At 48.1% G+C, this 16,267-nt stretch carries 10 protein-coding genes and 1 pseudogene; 8 read left to right on the top strand and 3 right to left on the bottom strand.

Annotated elements, in window-relative coordinates; translation table 11 throughout:
• Positions 1-88 precede the first annotated feature (88 nt).
• Positions 89-493, top strand: a pseudogene (locus NIES593_RS25675) (DUF6920 family protein).
• Positions 494-844: 351 nt separating this feature from the next.
• Here the strand turns inward: NIES593_RS25675 and metK are convergent.
• Both metK and NIES593_RS19750 read right to left on the bottom strand, forming a co-directional pair.
• Complete coding sequence (metK, locus tag NIES593_RS19755) at positions 845-2,068, bottom strand: methionine adenosyltransferase (RefSeq protein ID WP_073601219.1); 1,224 nt, start codon at positions 2,066-2,068, stop codon at positions 845-847.
• Between the two features lie 243 nt (positions 2,069-2,311).
• Complete coding sequence (locus tag NIES593_RS19750) at positions 2,312-5,545, bottom strand: cation-translocating P-type ATPase (RefSeq protein WP_073601212.1); 3,234 nt, start codon at positions 5,543-5,545, stop codon at positions 2,312-2,314.
• 279 nt (positions 5,546-5,824) lie between these two features.
• On the opposite strand from NIES593_RS19750, the gene NIES593_RS19745 reads away from it, so the two are divergent.
• Positions 5,825-5,968 (top strand): hypothetical protein, encoded by a 144-nt coding sequence (locus NIES593_RS19745; RefSeq protein ID WP_015144552.1) that lies wholly within the window; start codon positions 5,825-5,827, stop codon positions 5,966-5,968.
• A gap of 406 nt (positions 5,969-6,374) precedes the next feature.
• On the opposite strand, the gene NIES593_RS19740 is transcribed toward NIES593_RS19745, so the two are convergent.
• Entirely contained in the window at positions 6,375-7,619 is a 1,245-nt protein-coding gene (locus NIES593_RS19740) for a BaiN/RdsA family NAD(P)/FAD-dependent oxidoreductase (protein WP_073601211.1), read from the bottom strand.
• Between the two features lie 166 nt (positions 7,620-7,785).
• Between NIES593_RS19740 and xth the strand changes: the two genes are divergently transcribed.
• From xth to NIES593_RS19710, 6 genes are all read left to right on the top strand, one after another.
• On the top strand, positions 7,786-8,580 hold the full coding sequence (gene xth / locus NIES593_RS19735; RefSeq protein WP_073601210.1) for an exodeoxyribonuclease III: 795 nt from the start codon (positions 7,786-7,788) through the stop codon (positions 8,578-8,580).
• Positions 8,581-8,601: 21 nt separating this feature from the next.
• Positions 8,602-9,909 (top strand): DNA cytosine methyltransferase, encoded by a 1,308-nt coding sequence (locus NIES593_RS19730; RefSeq protein WP_073601209.1) that lies wholly within the window; start codon positions 8,602-8,604, stop codon positions 9,907-9,909.
• Positions 9,910-10,213: 304 nt separating this feature from the next.
• Complete coding sequence (locus NIES593_RS19725) at positions 10,214-11,632, top strand: hypothetical protein (RefSeq protein WP_073601208.1); 1,419 nt, start codon at positions 10,214-10,216, stop codon at positions 11,630-11,632.
• Positions 11,629-12,990 (top strand): DUF1822 family protein, encoded by a 1,362-nt coding sequence (locus NIES593_RS19720; RefSeq protein WP_073601207.1) that lies wholly within the window; start codon positions 11,629-11,631, stop codon positions 12,988-12,990. The genes NIES593_RS19725 and NIES593_RS19720 overlap by 4 nt, the downstream gene beginning before the upstream one ends.
• On the top strand, positions 12,990-15,449 hold the full coding sequence (locus tag NIES593_RS19715; protein ID WP_073601206.1) for a CHASE2 domain-containing protein: 2,460 nt from the start codon (positions 12,990-12,992) through the stop codon (positions 15,447-15,449). The genes NIES593_RS19720 and NIES593_RS19715 overlap by 1 nt, the downstream gene beginning before the upstream one ends.
• Positions 15,442-16,248: a DUF928 domain-containing protein gene (locus NIES593_RS19710; RefSeq protein WP_073601205.1), complete on the top strand. Its 807-nt coding sequence runs from the start codon at positions 15,442-15,444 to the stop codon at positions 16,246-16,248. Before NIES593_RS19715 ends, NIES593_RS19710 begins: the two co-directional genes overlap by 8 nt.
• The last annotated feature ends 19 nt before the right edge of the window (positions 16,249-16,267 follow it).

The following is a 16,267-nucleotide window of genomic DNA, read 5'->3' as shown; positions in this document are numbered from 1 at the left end:
ACGTTCCGTTCTTAGGGGAGGGGAGAGGGGCGACCCTCGAACCTTACCCGATAATGCTGCACTGTTTGGGCTGTTTTCGCTCGTCAACATGCAAGGTACGGGTGATATTGCTAAGGGTGAGCTAATGCGCTTTTTTGCTGAGGCAGTTTGGTATCCCACAGCACTGTTGCCTAGCCCTAGCCAAGGAATACATTGGGAAGCGGTAAGCGATCGCTCTGCCCAAGGCACTCTTACTGAGTGCGACATTAGCATAACCCTGCTTTTTACCTTCAACGAGTAGGATCTCATCGACAGTGTGCAAGCAGAAGCACGTGGGCGTACAGTAGATAGAAAAGTCATCCCAACACCGTGGTACGGGCGCTTCTGGAATTACGAGGAGCGCAGTGGTATGCAAGTACCCCTCAATGGTGAGGTGGCCTGGTTGCTGCCTGATGGTACTAAACCCTATTGGCGGGGTAGCATCACAGAAATCGTTTACGAATTCGCACGTTAAACGAGGGGTATTGCTAACAGCGGCTATCGGTCTAACAACCCCGTTGCACACCGACCGGAGCAGTCTTGTTGGTGAGTGTCGAAAGGTTGCTCGCGGCGGGTGAGCGCGAACGTTAATATGTATGTAGTGCGTGCGCGTAAGCGCACACGTGTTGCTCGCTTTTTATTCCTGCTCGAACGCGAGCTTCTAGCTCGCACTACTGGTTATTGGGGTCATTCATCTGGATTTGATATCATTAGTCATTGGTCATCTGTCATTGGGATTGGGGGAAAGGGTAAGGGGAAAAAACAAAGGACAAATGACAAATGACTTAGGACGCCTGCATCCCCGCCCTAAGAAAGGGCAATGAGCTTAACTAACCGGACTCGATATCAATTCCTGTAAAATCGGAACCTTATCGGTTTCTTCCCAAGGAATGAACCCCAGGTCGGTTCTACCGACGTGACCGTAAGCGGCTAGCTGTCGATAGAATCCCCCTTCGATCGCTGCGGGCAACGTCCTGAGATTAAACTGTTTGATAATGCCAGCCAGCCGGAAATCGAAACACTTCTCTAGCAGCATCGTAATTTCTTTATCGGAAATTTTTCCCGTTCCAAAGGTTTCTACCTGGACGCTGACGGGGTGGGCAAGTCCGATCGAGTAGCTAAGCTGCACTTCGCATTCGTCAGCCAGTCCTGCTGCTACCACATTTTTGGCAGCATAACGAGCGGCATAAGCGCCGATGCGATCGATGCGCGTCGGATCTTTACCGCTGAGGGCTGCGCCGCTGTGCCGCGAATATTCGCCGTAGGTATCGATCGCATTTTTTCTACCCGTTAGCCCGGAATGAGCGGCAGGACCCCCGATAATTAGCGGTCCGTCGGGGTTGATAAAGATTTTGGTTTGGTCGTCTGGCTGAATTTCTTCGTTCTCAAAAACTGGGTCGATGACGGTTGCTCGAATATCGTCTTGCAGGGTTTTGAGATCGGGGCCTTGGGAGTTAAAGGGTTGGTTCTGACTGGCAATGACGGTGATACTGTGGATGCGATGTGGTTTGCGATCGCGGTATTCAATTCCCACCTGAGTTTTTCCATCCGGCGTGAGATAGGGAAGGATATTTTGGCATCTGACGGCGGTCAATCGCTTTGCCAATTTGTGTGCCAGCCAAATCGGAAGCGGCATCAAGGCAAGCGTTTGATTGCAAGCAAACCCGAAAACGGTTGCCTGATTTTTGACTGGAATGCGATCGATTTCCTCATCGGAAAGTTTTTTTTCGTCGAAATAGCGGTATTGACTCGGCGGTAACTCTTTGAGGCTAGTTACGATGCTACAGGTTTTCGCGCTGAAATCGGGCTGGTCGTAACCGACTTGTTTGATGACCTTTCTAGCAATTTTAGTAAAGTCTACGATCGCATCGGAATCAAACCGAGCGGCAATAAAAACGATCGAGGTGGCGACCGCGCACTCCGTAACTACCCGCGAATAGGGATCTTTGCGCAGAAAATTATCGACGATCGCGTCGCTAATGCGATCGCACAGTTTATCTGGATGTCCCTCTGTCACCGATTCGGAGGTGAACATAAAGTCTTGTTTCATAGTTCGTTTTTGGATGAAAGGATTTTGGTCGCCGTTGTGCTGGAATTGACTTCCAGCGGCGTGCGGCGACTGCGTTCCGCAGATTTTGGCGAAGCCGCCGCACGCTCCTTGAACCTCTTCAAGGAGAACGGCGGATTTTGGATTGATTCCCTTATATCTCTTTCTCTCCCTTCTGCCTTCTGCATAAAAGCCTTCTGCCTTCTGAGTTCCGACTTCCCCCCCATCCCCCAGTCCCCCCATCTCCTAGTCTCCCTGTCCTCTTATCCCCTTGTCTCCCTTGTCTTTTTTCTTTTTTTGTTTTTTTGTCTTTTTTGTCTTTTTTGCCTTTTTTATCTCTTCCTTGTCTGGGAGTTCCCCCGTCTCTCTTGTTTCCCTTGTTCCCCCGTGTTTCCCATCTTCTGGGTTTCCCTGCTCTAGTGCCGCTCTATTCTCTTGTTGTTCTTTCTTAGTTGCTTCATTCACCACAAAGGGTAGGAAAGCACTACTGCCGATGACAACGCTATCCAAGGCATTAATAGGTGCGAGCTTCAACAGACTCCTCAAACCCGGAATTATAAAGCACAGGAGCTGTAGCGCGAACGACCCTCCTAGAGCGGCACCTAAATACCGATTCGGCGGCAGTTTGGTTTTACTCCAAACGCGGTGTTTTTCAGAACGGCAGCTCAGGGCATGCATGAGTTGCGCTGCAACCATGCTCATAAATGCGATCGTGCTTGCCTGGAGTCCGATGCCATAGCGCAGGATGCCGTATATATAGGAACCCAGAACGCTAGCCGATAAGGTAACTGACTCTGCGGTAATGCGCTGAAAGTCCGATCGCTTGAGGATTGGTTCTTCGGGAGGACGAGGAGGCTGGCTGAGTACGTCGGGTTCTGGCTGCTCTAAGGCAAGACCGAGACCGGGGAAAATATCGGTCACTAGGTTGAGCCAAAGGAGTTGCATGGCATTGAGAGGCTGACCCAGACCCCCTACCGTAGCAAAGAGCATGACCAGGATCTCGCTGGTGTTGGTAGAGAGCAGGAAGTGAACGGCTTTTCTGATGTTGTTGTAGATAGTCCTTCCCTGACTGACGGCAATAATCATGGTTTCGAGGTTGTCATCCTCTATTACCACATCGGCTACTTCGCGGGCGACATCGGTTCCCGTATGCCCCATGGCAATTCCGACTTCGGCTGCCTTGAGCGCCGGAGCGTCATTGATTCCATCTCCCGTCATGGCAACGACTCTTCCAGCTTGCTGCAATGCCTGAACGATTTGCAGTTTGTGAGAAGGACTGATCCGGGCAAAGACGTGTACGCGCTGGCACAGTCCCTTCATGACTTCGGGATCGATTTCAATGAGGTGGGTTGAATCTAAGATTTGCAGTTGCTCGCCCCGACTCAGATTCAATTCTTTGCCGATGGCGTAGGCAGTAGGACTTTGATCGCCAGTGATCATGATCGTATCGATGCCCGCCTGATGGAAGTTGCCCATCAAGTCTTTGACGCCATGCCGGATCGGATCTGCCATGCCGATCAGTCCCAGCCAAATTAGATCTTCTGGAGGATTGCCGTTGCTATCTTCTTCTAGATCGCTTTCCCTGTAAGCGGCTGCCAGCACTCTGAGCGCCTTGCCTGCCATGCGCTCGTTTTCTGCCTCGATCGCCAACTTGTCTGCTTCGCTTAGAGGAACTTTTTCCCCATTCTTAATCTGCCAGCTACACAGATCGATGACTTCTGTCGGATTTCCCTTAACGGCAATAAATTTATGACGTTCGTTGAGGTGAACGGTGGTCATGAAATTGTGGTTTTCGGAGCGGTGGCTGGTTTCCAGACGCGGATATTTTTCCCTGAGCGCGATCGCGTTCGTCCCAGCCTCAATTGCCATCTGGATCAGGGCGTTCTCAGTTGACGAGCCATTGAGAACGTAAAATCCATTCTCATCCGAGTTCGCTTCGCTATCGTTACACAGAACTGAAACCAGCATCAGTTTTGTCAGGTTGTCCCTGGTGTAGGGGTCGATTGCTTCTTCCTCCACCAGGAATTTTCCATCGAAGCGCTGAATGGATCGTCCATTCACGTACAGTTCTACGACTGACATTTGATTGGTCGTGAGCGTTCCCGTCTTATCCAGGCAGATGGTCTGAATGGAACCCAAGGCTTCTACTGCATCGAGGCGGCGGATGAGGACGTGATGCTTCCTCATATTGTTGATGCCGAGCGCTAGAGTTGTCGTGGCAACTGTTGGCAATCCTTCGGGAACCGCAGCTACTGCTAGAGAGATGGATGTCTTGAGCATCTGGAGAGTGCCGTAGCCGCGCAATAAACCGATCCCAAAAACAATGCCGCAAACTGCGCTCGATGCCAGGACGAGTTGACTTCCCGCGCGATCGAGTTGTTTTTCCATGGGGGTTTGCGGGACGATGGTCTCGCCTACCAGGGTTTGAATCGTTCCCATCTCTGTATTTTGTCCCGTGGCAACGACTACGGCTAGCCCTTGCCCTCCCGTGACGATCGTCCCCATGTAGACCATGTTGGTGCGTTCGGCGAGGGGAGCGTCTGGACGAGTAAGGGTTTCAGGTGTTTTCGTTACGGGGATGCTCTCGCCCGTTAAGGCAGACTCATCAACGCTGAGGCGATCGGCTTCGATCAGCCTTGCGTCTGCTGGTACGTAGCTGCCCGGTTTGAGAACCAAAATATCTCCGGGAACGATTTCTTGGGCGCTAATTTCGACTAAATTGCCATCTCTGATAACAAAGGCAGAGGGTTTGACTAGGTGCTTGAGAGAATGGATAATTCGTTCCGATTGGCTTTCTGTGGCGTAACCGAGAGCAGCATTTAGGGCTACTACCCCCATAATGACAACGGCATCTGCTACGCCTCCTGTAACTAGGGAAAGCCCTGCCGCAGCCGCAAGCAAGGCAACGGGTACGGATTTGAAGTAGTCGAGCAAAATGCTTAGCCCGGAGCGAGGGGGCGTTTCTGATAGGGCGTTGGCTCCGTATCGTTGCAGTTTTTCTCTAGCTGCTCGGCTCGCTAATCCCACTTCCGCCGAGGTTTCTAATTCAGCTGCGATCGCTCCTGCGTCTTTGAGATGCCATGGTTCGGCAGGAAGACGAGGAGATGGGGATTGTGGGGGGATAGGGAGTTTAGGGGGAGTTGGAGGAGTTGGGAGAGATTTACTTCTGACTTCCGACTTCTGCCTTGGAGCTTCTGCCTTCTGATTTCTGTAGTCTAATACCAACTTTTCAATTGCTTGTGCGATCGCTTTATAACTACATTCCGGATCGAAGCGGACAATAATATGACCCGTTGCCGGACGAGCCGATACAAAATTAATCCCTTTTTTACTTGACAAGCGCGACTCTAAATATTCTTTGAGTTCGTCTGAGCGATAAAGTCCTCTAACTTTAAATCTAGCTCTCCCCTGGACGGCGGTATGCAGCGCCAAAACCATCGGATGCTTCGTCACCGGGGAAGCGCAAGCGCGATTGGTCATTTTTACCCCTCAATGCATTTCCCTCGAATGGGGGTCATAAAACAGTTACCAGTTATTAGTTGTTCGATCGCTGGTCGTCGTTCACTTTTATTTTAGAGTCTTGACAGAGAGGTAATAGAGTTGCGGTAGTAATTTGTAGCAAAACTTACAGGATAATGGTTTTCGCGATCGCATTGCCAGAATATAAATAAATGTTGCAAAGTTTTAAATTTTAAGTTAAATTTGACTACAGATACTTGACTAAACTGCAACTGCACTCATCTATAGGGGTTACGACTTATGGAAAACAAAGAGGCTAAATTTGGTTTCACCGCTTTTGCTGAAAGCTGGAACGGTCGTCTAGCTATGCTGGGCTTCACCATTGGCGTGCTTACCGAACTGCTGACCGGCCAAGGAATCCTCTCTCAATTGGGCTTAATGTAATCCAATTGAATCTGCTAAGTCGAGCCGGATCGATTTAAGATATACACAATCCCCCGTCAGGTTTCTAAAATTTGAAACCTAACGGGGGAAAGCTTTTTTGAGTGTTGGCAAGTTGGCTCAATTAATCTCAAATTTCTTTCTAACTGACTCTTGAATGAAGATTCGATCACATCAGTATTGTTTGGTTTTGTGGGCTTGAGAAAGTTAAACTGAATCATTATCGTTACTGAGAAGCTAAGAAGATAATTACTTTTGTTCTCAGCATTCCCAACTTTGAGCGATAAGTAACAATCTGATGCTGCGATCGCTATATAGCGTTTCTCTTTCTAAGTGAGGTATAGTCTACCTTCTTACTTCTGCCTTAAAACTATAAGTTATGTACCTCATCTAAAAGAGAACTGCTAGATTATTTCCCCATCGCATTACCTGCTAGCCAAGCAGTCGTCCAAGCACTTTGAAAATTAAATCCGCCCGTAATTCCATCGATGTCGAGAACCTCACCTGCAAAATAAAGTCCGGGACAAATTTTGCTTTCCATCGTTTTAAAATCGACCTCCTTTAACTTTATGCCGCCGCAGGTAACAAATTCTTCTTTAAAAACGCCTTTTCCTTGAATTTGATATTGTCCTTGTGTCAGTTCTCGAACTAATTCATTCAAAGCTCCCTTGGATAATTGTGCCCAAGTCATTTGCCTATCGATGCCAACAAAAGTCAGGAATCTCTGCCAAAGACGTTTTGGAATCGGTAAAGGAGAATAACTGGAAATTTTACGCTTGGGATTGTTCGATTTAAGTTCTAATAAATATTGTCTTAAAGTTTCTGGATTATGAGTAGGAACCCAATTAATTACCAAAGACATTTGATAGCGATGTTCGTATAAAACTCTCGCTCCCCAAGCAGATAATTTTAAAATCGCTGGACCGCTAAGTCCCCAATGAGTAATCAATAATGCTCCCGTTTGTTCGAGCAGATTTTTTCCAGGATTCGCGAGATGCACGCGGGCATTTTCAACGCTAACTCCGGCTAAATTTTGCAGGCGAGGATCGTTAATATTGAACGTAAAAAGAGAAGGAACTGGAGGTTCGATCGCGTGTCCTAACTCTTTGGCAAAACGATAGCCCAACGGATTGTTTCCCGTTGCAATTAACAGGCGATCGCACTTTAAAATTTCTCCCGTTTTTAACTCCACCTCAAACCCTTTTTGTGCGGAAGAATCCGATTTTTTCCTCACAGATTTGACCATTGCCTTGGTGCGCAATTTGACTCCCGTTTGTCTTGCCGTTTCCATCAGGCAATTGACAATTGTTTCCGAATTATCTGTTACGGGAAACATCCTGCCATCCGCCTCGGTTTTTAAGCGAACGCCGCGAGACTCAAACCAAGCGATGGTATCTTTGGGTTGAAAGCGACTAAAAGCGCCTCGCAGTTCTCTCCCTCCTCTAGGATAGGATCGTACTAATTGAGCGGGATCGAAACAGTGGTGGGTAACATTACACCTTCCCCCACCAGAAATTCGCACCTTCGTTAAAGGAGTGTGCCCTGCTTCTAGTAACGTTACTTGGGTATGGGGATGGGCGGCAGCACAGGTAATTGCCCCGAAAAATCCGGCAGCCCCGCCGCCGATGACAATAATGTTGAGAGGATTAGTCAAGAAAGTTTCGCTCGTTCTCTATTCCAATTTTAAGCGATAGATTTGAACGATTTTATTCTTAATTTGTAAGATACTTAAATTGTTAAAATAAATCTCCCCGTTTTGCTCAATTTAGACATAAAAATGTTAAGATTTCTGTTTCTACTCGAATTAGCAGCCATAACCCATGAAAATTGTCACTTGGAATGTTAATTCAATTCGCACTCGCCAGCAGCACGTAGTAGATTGGCTACAAAAAAATCCTGTCGATGTTCTTTGTTTACAAGAAACGAAGGTAACTGATGCAGATTTTCCTAGAGATTGTTTTGAAAAACTTGGATATCATCTCTATATCTCTGGGCAAAAATCTTATAATGGGGTAGCGATTTTTAGCCTACAGCCATTAACGCAAATAAGTACGGGTTTTGCTCCTGTTTTAGGCGATTTGCTAGCTAAAGATTCGGATTTTGACTCACAAAAGCGAGTTATTACTGGCGTTATTGATGAGATTCGGATTGTTAATTTATACGTGCCAAATGGTGCTGCTGTCGATAGCGAGAAATATGAATATAAACTGCGTTGGCTTAAAGTGCTAAAAGACTATTTAAAAACGCTGCGCGAAAAAAGCTCGGAGGAACTTTGCGTCTGTGGAGACTTCAATATTGCTTTAGAAGATAGAGATATTTACGATCCCAAAGGAAAAGAAAATCATATCATGGCTTCTCCCCGCGAACGCCAAGCGCTACAGGAAGTCCTAGCAATTGGTTTAAAGGATGCCTTTCGCAAATTTACTGCCGAAGGCGGATATTTTAGTTGGTGGGACTATCGCCACGGAGGATTTCAACGCAACCGAGGATGGCGAATCGACCATCACTATTTAACCCCCCAACTCTATGAAAGAGCGATTAGCTGTAGGATTGACGTAGAACCGAGAAAGCTTCCTCAGCCTAGCGATCACGCTCCCGTTATCGTTGAATTTTAAGAGCGTGCTTAAGTAATTGGAATGGTCAAGAAAAGCGATCGCGAGCGACCTATTGCAGTAGACTTATTCGCAGGTGCGGGGGGAATGACTCTCGGTTTTGAACAGGCAGGATTTGACGTGCTTGCTGCTGTAGAAATCGATCCGATTCACTGCGCGACTCATGAATATAATTTTCCTTTCTGGACTGTTTTATGTCGAGATATAACTGAAATAACGGGAGCAGAAATTAGAAGTCAATCGGCAATTGGCGATCGCGATATCGATGTAGTTTTTGGAGGACCTCCCTGTCAAGGATTTTCACTAATTGGCAAACGAGTAGTTGACGATCCGCGTAACTCCCTTGTCTTTCAGTTTCTGAGAGTAGTTTTGGAGTTAAAGCCCAAATTTTTCGTCATGGAAAATGTACGGGGATTGGCTGTTGGAAAACAACAAAAAATCCTCGAAACTTTGATACAAGAATTTCAGTTTCAAGGTTACCAAGTACAAAAAAATTATCAAGTTCTCAATGCTGCTTGTTACGGAGTTCCGCAAGCTCGCGAAAGATTATTTCTCCTGGGAGCAAGAGAGGATTTTGAATTACCCAAATACCCTCAGCCAATCACTCAACCAGTTCGGTTAAATAACTCCAAATATAAAAAATTATCCAATCTACCCACTGCCCCGACAGTGTGGGATGCCATCGGAGATTTACCTGAAGTAGAACATTATCCAGAATTACTAAGAAAAGATTGGGTTATCGCTGAATGCAAGGGTTCTAGTCATTATGCTCTCATCCTTCGGGGGATCAAACAGTTGGAAAATGATTATTCATACGATCGCGAATATAATTTGCAAATTCTCTCCTCAAGCATACGAACCAGACACACCGCTGAAACGATTAAACGCTTTCAAGAAACTCGTCACGGCGAAACCGAAAAGATCAGTCGTTTCCACAAGCTGCATCCCGATGGGATTTGTAACACGCTAAGAGCCGGAACCAATAAGTATAATGGGGCTTTCACCTCTGCCAGACCAATTCATCCATTTACGCCAAGATGTATTACGGTCAGAGAAGCAGCACGACTGCATTCCTATCCCGACTGGTTTAGATTTCATGCGACCAAATGGCATGGATTTCGGCAGGTTGGCAATTCCGTACCGCCACTATTAGCCAAAGCTGTGGCAGCAGAGATTATTCGCACCCTTAATGCGTCACCCTTTAAGCCAACTCTGCGGCAAAAGTTGGGCGATGAAAGACTACTTCAGCTCAAACTATCGCAAGCGACACGATACTACCGATCCCATTCGCAATTCACAATTAGTCCTAGATTGGCGGCTGTGGCAAAATAGGTGCTATTTGGTTAGCGGCTATTTGACTTTCTCTCCAAACGAGTGAAGGATATGCAAAAAAGCGCTATGCGCTTGCTGTAGAACTGTCAATTCAGAGAGGATAAGCATAAATGCGATGCCATCTTACTTGCTCTGTTGCTCTATGCAGATTAATAGCTGCATAAGTTCGGCGCATTTAGAAATAGGTAAGGTTGACAGAAAAGACCTCAGTCAAGAAAACGACTACAAACAAAAGTTAAGAGCTTAGATCGCTTAGCCGCAGGAGGTTTCATTATGTAATTAGTCCGAGCTAGGTCTAATAACTGTGGGTGCTGCATCGAGATACTGGAGACTCGTAAAACTTGATGCTACCGGAAGGCGCAAAGTTGAAGAAATTGCCTCAGCTAAAGCGTTTTTCCAGCAGCAATTTCCCGAATTGGCAACTCAAGTAGACGTGGCGGATTCGGTCATTCAACGCCAACTGCTGGCTTTACGCCGCGATGCTTCCAAAGCTCCCTTGGAGGAAGACATCAATTTTCTTAATGCTGAGCGTTGTTTGCGCTGCTTTATCTCCGGTCAGATCGAGCAAGTTTGCATTCAGCTTGAAGTTCAATTTGGCAGCGAACATGGCTTTACTCGTCACGATCTGTTTCCTTTCGTCCTTGATGACATTTTGGATGATTTGAGAGCGTCAAGATCTCCAAGAGCATATAAATCTATGGCTATTGAGATTTTGCAGACCTTTGATCCGGAACGCGCGAGCTTGTCCACTTGGACGACGAGGCTCGTAAAACATCATCGAGAACTTAATGTGTTCTTGTTAGAACGCGGCGTTTATCTGGTCAGCGACTGGGCAATCCTCAATGACACGACTCCCAAGCAATTACAGCGAATTTTGGCGGGATTTCACAATCTTACGCCAGCTCAAATTCAGCTTGCTTGCCTTCTGCTAGAGAGCTATCACGCTATCTATCGCCGCGATCGCCTCAAGCAGCGCTCCTCTGGAGTCAAGGGGAAATGCCTGCCCCCCTCAAGGGAGCAACTACAACAAATCGCTCATCTGCTAAGCCAAACAGCCAACCTTACTCTTTTGCCAGAAAATACTATGTCTCGTTTGCAAGACCTAGCAGAGCGCCTGCGCCAGTATCGCATTTACGCCAGGGGAGGGTTTGCCGCTCAAGAATCCCTCGATCGCCCTAAAACTCGGTTAATCGCCGAGCGCCTTCAGGCATCTGCCCCTACCAATGACTCAGAAGAAGAAAACGAGCAAGCAGAATTTTTGACATTTTACCGCCAGCAATTCATAAGCTGCTTGGAGCGGGCTATAGAACAGGTAACTCAAGCTCGGTTTAGTCGGTTGCAGCTCGAAGACCCTCAAAAGGCGCGGCAATTCCTGAGTGCCCTCGAATTGTTTCACTGTCAGGGACAGTCTATGAGGGAAATTGCTCTTGTTGTCGGTTTGCAGGCACAGTATCAAGTGAGTCGCCTGCTCAAGCTCAAGGAATTTCGGGCTGATATCCGGCAGCAAATGTTAAAGGATTTGCGCGATCGCACTTTAGAAACAGCCATGACCTATACTCATCCAGATCGACTCCAAAAAGTTGAGGCTGCTCTTGACGAACAGATTGCTGCCACAATCGAAGAAGCAGAAACAGAAGCCAGCATTGCTAAAAATCGCTCCTCCAGCAGTCTTTTTGCCCAGCGTCTCTGTCGCCACCTCGAAGCCAGGAGAAACTCGCCATGACCAATTTCCCTAACGATCCGACTGACCTCCTGCTCGACTTTGAATCCTTGCCCGTAGAGACAATTTTCCTCGAACCGGACAAGATTGACCGAGCCATACAACTCAGTAGCCAAATTCCGAATGAAGTTCGGCAATGGCAAACCTATCTCAACGCTTTAGCGTTATTTGGTTTCGAGCAGTGGCTGAGCGAGCGAGCGGCAGAACTTCGGGTCAACTCAGAAAACTGTACTGTATTGCAGCCGCAGTATGCCAACGCGATCGCGGCGGTTTGCCATCTAGAGGTTGGCGAGTTTAAGCTTTGTTTGCTGGCTACCGGAACCCTAATAGATGAAGCGATCGCTTTCCCAAGAGCAGTCATTGACTTGCCAGAATATGCCGCCCATTTTTATGTGCTGGTAGAGGTTCGAGAAGAACACGAACAAGCCACAATTAAAAGCTTCATCCGCCACGACCAACTCGTAGACCGCCTGCAATCTACTAACCTACAAGCTGAGCCAGACTGGACTTACGAACTGCCATACGCATGGTTCGATCGCAATCGCGATCGCTTGTTGCTCTACCTGCGCTGTTTGGAACCGACTACCATTCCTCTGCCTGCGATACCAACTAATCGCTTAGCGTCTCTATCGGGGATACAAGCTGAACTAGAACCTCTAATCCCACAGCTACAATCTCCAAATCGCTCCCTGTGGCAGGTATTGACTTGGGAGCAGGGAGCGGCACTGCTGAGCAGTCCAGAGCTACTAGATTGGCTATACTGCCTGCAAACAGAAGCACAACCGACCAGTCAACTCTCACAAATCTTACAAAACTTAACTCAGCAAGTCGTAAATGTAGGGAATGTAGGGCTGTGGCTGGGAGGCGAGCTAGACGAGTTCGCCCAGAATCTATCTTGGATCTTACTTCCGCCCCCGGCTTTGGCTACAGCATCTCTACGTTCCCTGAGAGATACGGTCGTTGAATCGCCTGCTGAAGAGTTCGGGGCGATAATCGCCCAGTTAAGAAGTACGGGCATGGAAATCCCTGTCCAGGCGCGTGGCGCTTACCGAGATTTTAGTTTGGCTGAGAATCTCTTGCGATTGTACGCCGTCACCTGGTCTATTCCCATTCAATCGGAGTGGACGTTGCTGCTAATCTTAGGAACGCGGTCTGGCAACGAGCTGCCTCAAGGACTCAAATTACGAGTCAGCGAGCTAACGAATGTTTTAGTCGAGGTAGAGCCTAACCCAGGGGATACCTATCTCTATACTTGTGTCGTCGGCGCATTGAACGAGCAATTTCTAGCGACCCTTGTCTTGATGGATAGGGAAACCCTCACCTTGCCGCCCTTTGCCTTTATTCGTGAAGAACCGCAATAATGCTTCGCTCTATTTTTCGGCTCAAAATCCAGCAAATCGATCGAGCTTGTCTGTTTGAACTGTCCTGGGGTAGGGGACAACAGCTTGGCGCTACCTTGCCCTATCCAGAAGCACTGACGAAACTGTATCAGGAGTGGCAGCGAGCTTATCTGGGCTTTTATAAAATGGCGCTGCGATCGCGAGTGGAAGCTTCTGGCAGCGGAGCGACCGTCGATCGCCATGCCCAACTGGTGCAGGCGGAAGCTATGCTGCTGTCTGAGTTTCATCGCTGGCTTCGCTGTCAAGAACTCTTTGAAATTCGCACTGAGATTGCCCGTGCCGCTAAGCGCCTAGCAGAGCAAGTGCCCATCCAGTCAAAGCTCAGTGGCGGCTGCGTCGATGTTTTCCTGACTTGTAACCCAATTGAGCTAGAGCGATTTCCTTGGGAAGCTTGGGAAATTGGGACAGAATTTACCGGGACGGTCGCCATTCGCTTTGCTCGCACTCCAGTTAACATCCGAGCAGAAACCATCCCCCTGCGTCAGAGATTTCGTCGCGGTCGAACTCGCGTCTTAGCTATTTTAGGCGATGACACGGGACTGAACTTTCAAGGGGATCGGCAAGCTTTGCGATCGCTTGCCTCCGTGGCAGAAATTCAATTTGTTGGCTGGCAACCCGGAAAAGCCATACCCGAACTCAAGGCGCAGATTTGTGAGGCGATCGCAGACGAACGGGGTTGGGATATTTTATTTTTCGCCGGACATAGCAATGAAACTGCCATTGCTGGAGGAGAGTTAGCGATCGCCCCTGGCACGTCAATGTTCGTCAGTGAAATTGCGCCACAATTACAGCTAGCCAAAGAGCGAGGACTCCAATTTGCTCTCTTCAACTCCTGTAAAGGACTCAGTATTGCTGCCTCGCTGATTGACTTGGGACTAAGCCAAGTGGCAGTGATGCGGGAGCCAATCCACAATCGAGTCGCGCAAGCCTTTCTGGTACGGTTCCTGCAAGTCTTGGCTGAATATAAAGACGTGTGCGATGCCCTGCTGGCAGCGAGTCAATATCTCAAGCAGCAACAGAACCTTACCTATCCCTCTGCTTACCTCATTCCTTCCTTATTTTGCCATCCCGATGCTGCTCTGTTTCAAATTGAACCTTTTGGCTTTAGGCAATGGCTCAAACAGTGGTTGCCCACGCGCCAAGAAGCGATCGCTCTGGGAGCCTTAGTACTACTGAGCTTATTCCCCCCCGTACAGGACTTCTTATTAGAAGGGCGAGTCTTAATCCAGGCAATCTACCGCGATGTCACCAGGCAAATTCCATCTGCGGCATTACCCCCTGTCCTGTTGGTTCAGATCGACGAGCAGTCAATTCAAAAAGCGGGGATCTCCGATCCCAATCCAATCGATCGCGGCTATCTAGCTAGTCTAATTGACAAACTCTCCGCTTTAGATGCCAAAGTTGTAGGAATCGATTATCTTCTAGACAGACCAGGGAACGATCGCCTACTCTCACAATCTATCCGCACTGCGGTCGATCGGAAAGGCATTTGGATTGTATTTGCAGCTCAGTTGGATAACGGAAAAGAAGTGGGGGGAGCACCTGAAACTGGCATTGCGAAACGTTATTGGAGTCTCGAAGGTTATACTAATGCCTTGCCCCAATATGTCAGACTTTTACCTGCAAAAACAGATTGTTACCAGACTTGTCCCTTTGCCTATCTGCTGGCAGTAGTTTACGCACTCAATCAAGACCCTTCTGCCTCTGATTTGCCGAAACCGCGATTAAATAACCGAAGCGATTTTCGTACCCAAGTATTTAATTATCTCAACGAGAGAGATAAACCCAACGATACTGTTGCCTTCTTACGCCAAACACGGCTTCACCCTATAAGCAGCTTTGTCGAAAACTTTGGTCAACTTTGGTTGCGACCTATCAATGACTTTTCGATTCCCCCAGACTTGGTTTATGACCGCATTGCCGCTTGGCAGTTACTCGATGGTAACGCCGAGCCTTTAGCAGGCGATCGGTTCGAGCAGCAAATCGCGATCGTTGCCCCAGGAGGATATGACGAAGCTGGAGTCATACCTGGGGCAGATAATTTCCCAGCACCTCTAGCCGTTGCTTACTGGCGAAAACGGCGGGTTTCTGCGGCAACCAACCCAGACAAGTTCGCGGGATCTGAAGCTCTTGCTTACATGATTCACCATTTGCTGGCACAGCGATTAGTCGTCCCCATTCCCGATCTTTGGGCGATCGGCGTAGCGGTTTTGCTGGGCAAAGGAGCCACACTGGTGCTGAGGAAACAGTACAGAGGGCGACGGCAGTGGGCAATTGGGCTAGCCAGTGCTACAGCCGCTTATATTCTCATTGGACTACAGGTTTATATCTCTGCTGCGCTATTGCTGCCTTGGTTTGTGCCGTCAGTAGCCTTTTGGATTTATGTTTTGCCGACTTTGAGGAGGACATCTCATGGTTAATATCAAGTCGTTGACCTTAACTCGAAAACCCAGCCTGAGAATCGCGTCTATATTGCTACTGGCTGCCACAGCTACCGCCTGTTTCTCCTCTGGATTGATTCTCAGTGCCTTTGCTCAGCCGAATTCTGAGTCCTCAGTAGAAACTAGAGATCGCGTTCGCAATGCCAATACTCCAGCAGAAACTAGGCGTAGCGAGCAGAACTCAGTCTGGGCAGCTCTTTGGGAATTATTGAAATCGAAACGGAACGAGCCTGCCTTAACCTCACGAGGGAATGTCTGCGAGATTACCCCCGGTTTGTTAGGAGAAAAAAATGTCATCTGGAGCGATCGCCCTCTCTTTATCTGGCAAGGGACAGTGCCAAGCCTTGAGATCCGCCTCTATAGTCCTTTTAGTCCCGATCGCAAGCAGGAACTGTTGTGGAGTCAGACTGTCACGGCACAATCTCAAACGGCAAAATTTCAAAGTGTTAAGTATACCGGAGAGGCGTTGCAGCCTGGGAAAATCTACGATTGGGAATTGGTCGTTCCGTCTTCCCGTCGTCAGCGCTTTACTTTTCAAGTCATGGAGTCCCAAGAGCGCAATGATATCGCCTCTGAACTGGGGGAGTTGGAAACGCAACTAAAAACAGCAAAAGCCACTGTCGAGGAAATCGCCTTACAACGGGCTAATTACTTTGCCCAACGAGGTCTTTGGTCGGATGCTTTGCAGGAAATTTATTCAGTGAAAAATCCGTCTCCTACTCTGACTCGCAATACCCAAGAAATCTTGAGCTATCTATGCGAACCGAGTGACTCCTAGACAAGCCAGGGCGAGCAAA

Source organism: Hydrococcus rivularis NIES-593 (genome assembly GCF_001904635.1).
Lineage (GTDB): Bacteria > Cyanobacteriota > Cyanobacteriia > Cyanobacteriales > Microcystaceae > Hydrococcus > Hydrococcus rivularis.
Note: the sequence above shows the minus strand (reverse complement) of the source record. Positions and strands in the feature narration are given on the sequence as shown.

Bases quoted from the DNA above. Each gene is read 5' to 3' on its own strand.
- NIES593_RS19730 (WP_073601209.1), top strand. From the start codon at position 8,602: ATGGTCAAGAAAAGCGATCGCGAGCGACCTATTGCAGTAGACTTATTC.
- NIES593_RS19745 (WP_015144552.1), top strand. From the start codon at position 5,825: ATGGAAAACAAAGAGGCTAAATTTGGTTTCACCGCTTTTGCTGAAAGC.
- NIES593_RS19715 (WP_073601206.1), top strand. From the start codon at position 12,990: ATGCTTCGCTCTATTTTTCGGCTCAAAATCCAGCAAATCGATCGAGCT.
- NIES593_RS19720 (WP_073601207.1), top strand. From the start codon at position 11,629: ATGACCAATTTCCCTAACGATCCGACTGACCTCCTGCTCGACTTTGAA.
- metK (WP_073601219.1), bottom strand. From the start codon at position 2,068: ATGAAACAAGACTTTATGTTCACCTCCGAATCGGTGACAGAGGGACAT.
- NIES593_RS19750 (WP_073601212.1), bottom strand. From the start codon at position 5,545: ATGACCAATCGCGCTTGCGCTTCCCCGGTGACGAAGCATCCGATGGTT.
- xth (WP_073601210.1), top strand. From the start codon at position 7,786: ATGAAAATTGTCACTTGGAATGTTAATTCAATTCGCACTCGCCAGCAG.
- NIES593_RS19710 (WP_073601205.1), top strand. From the start codon at position 15,442: ATGGTTAATATCAAGTCGTTGACCTTAACTCGAAAACCCAGCCTGAGA.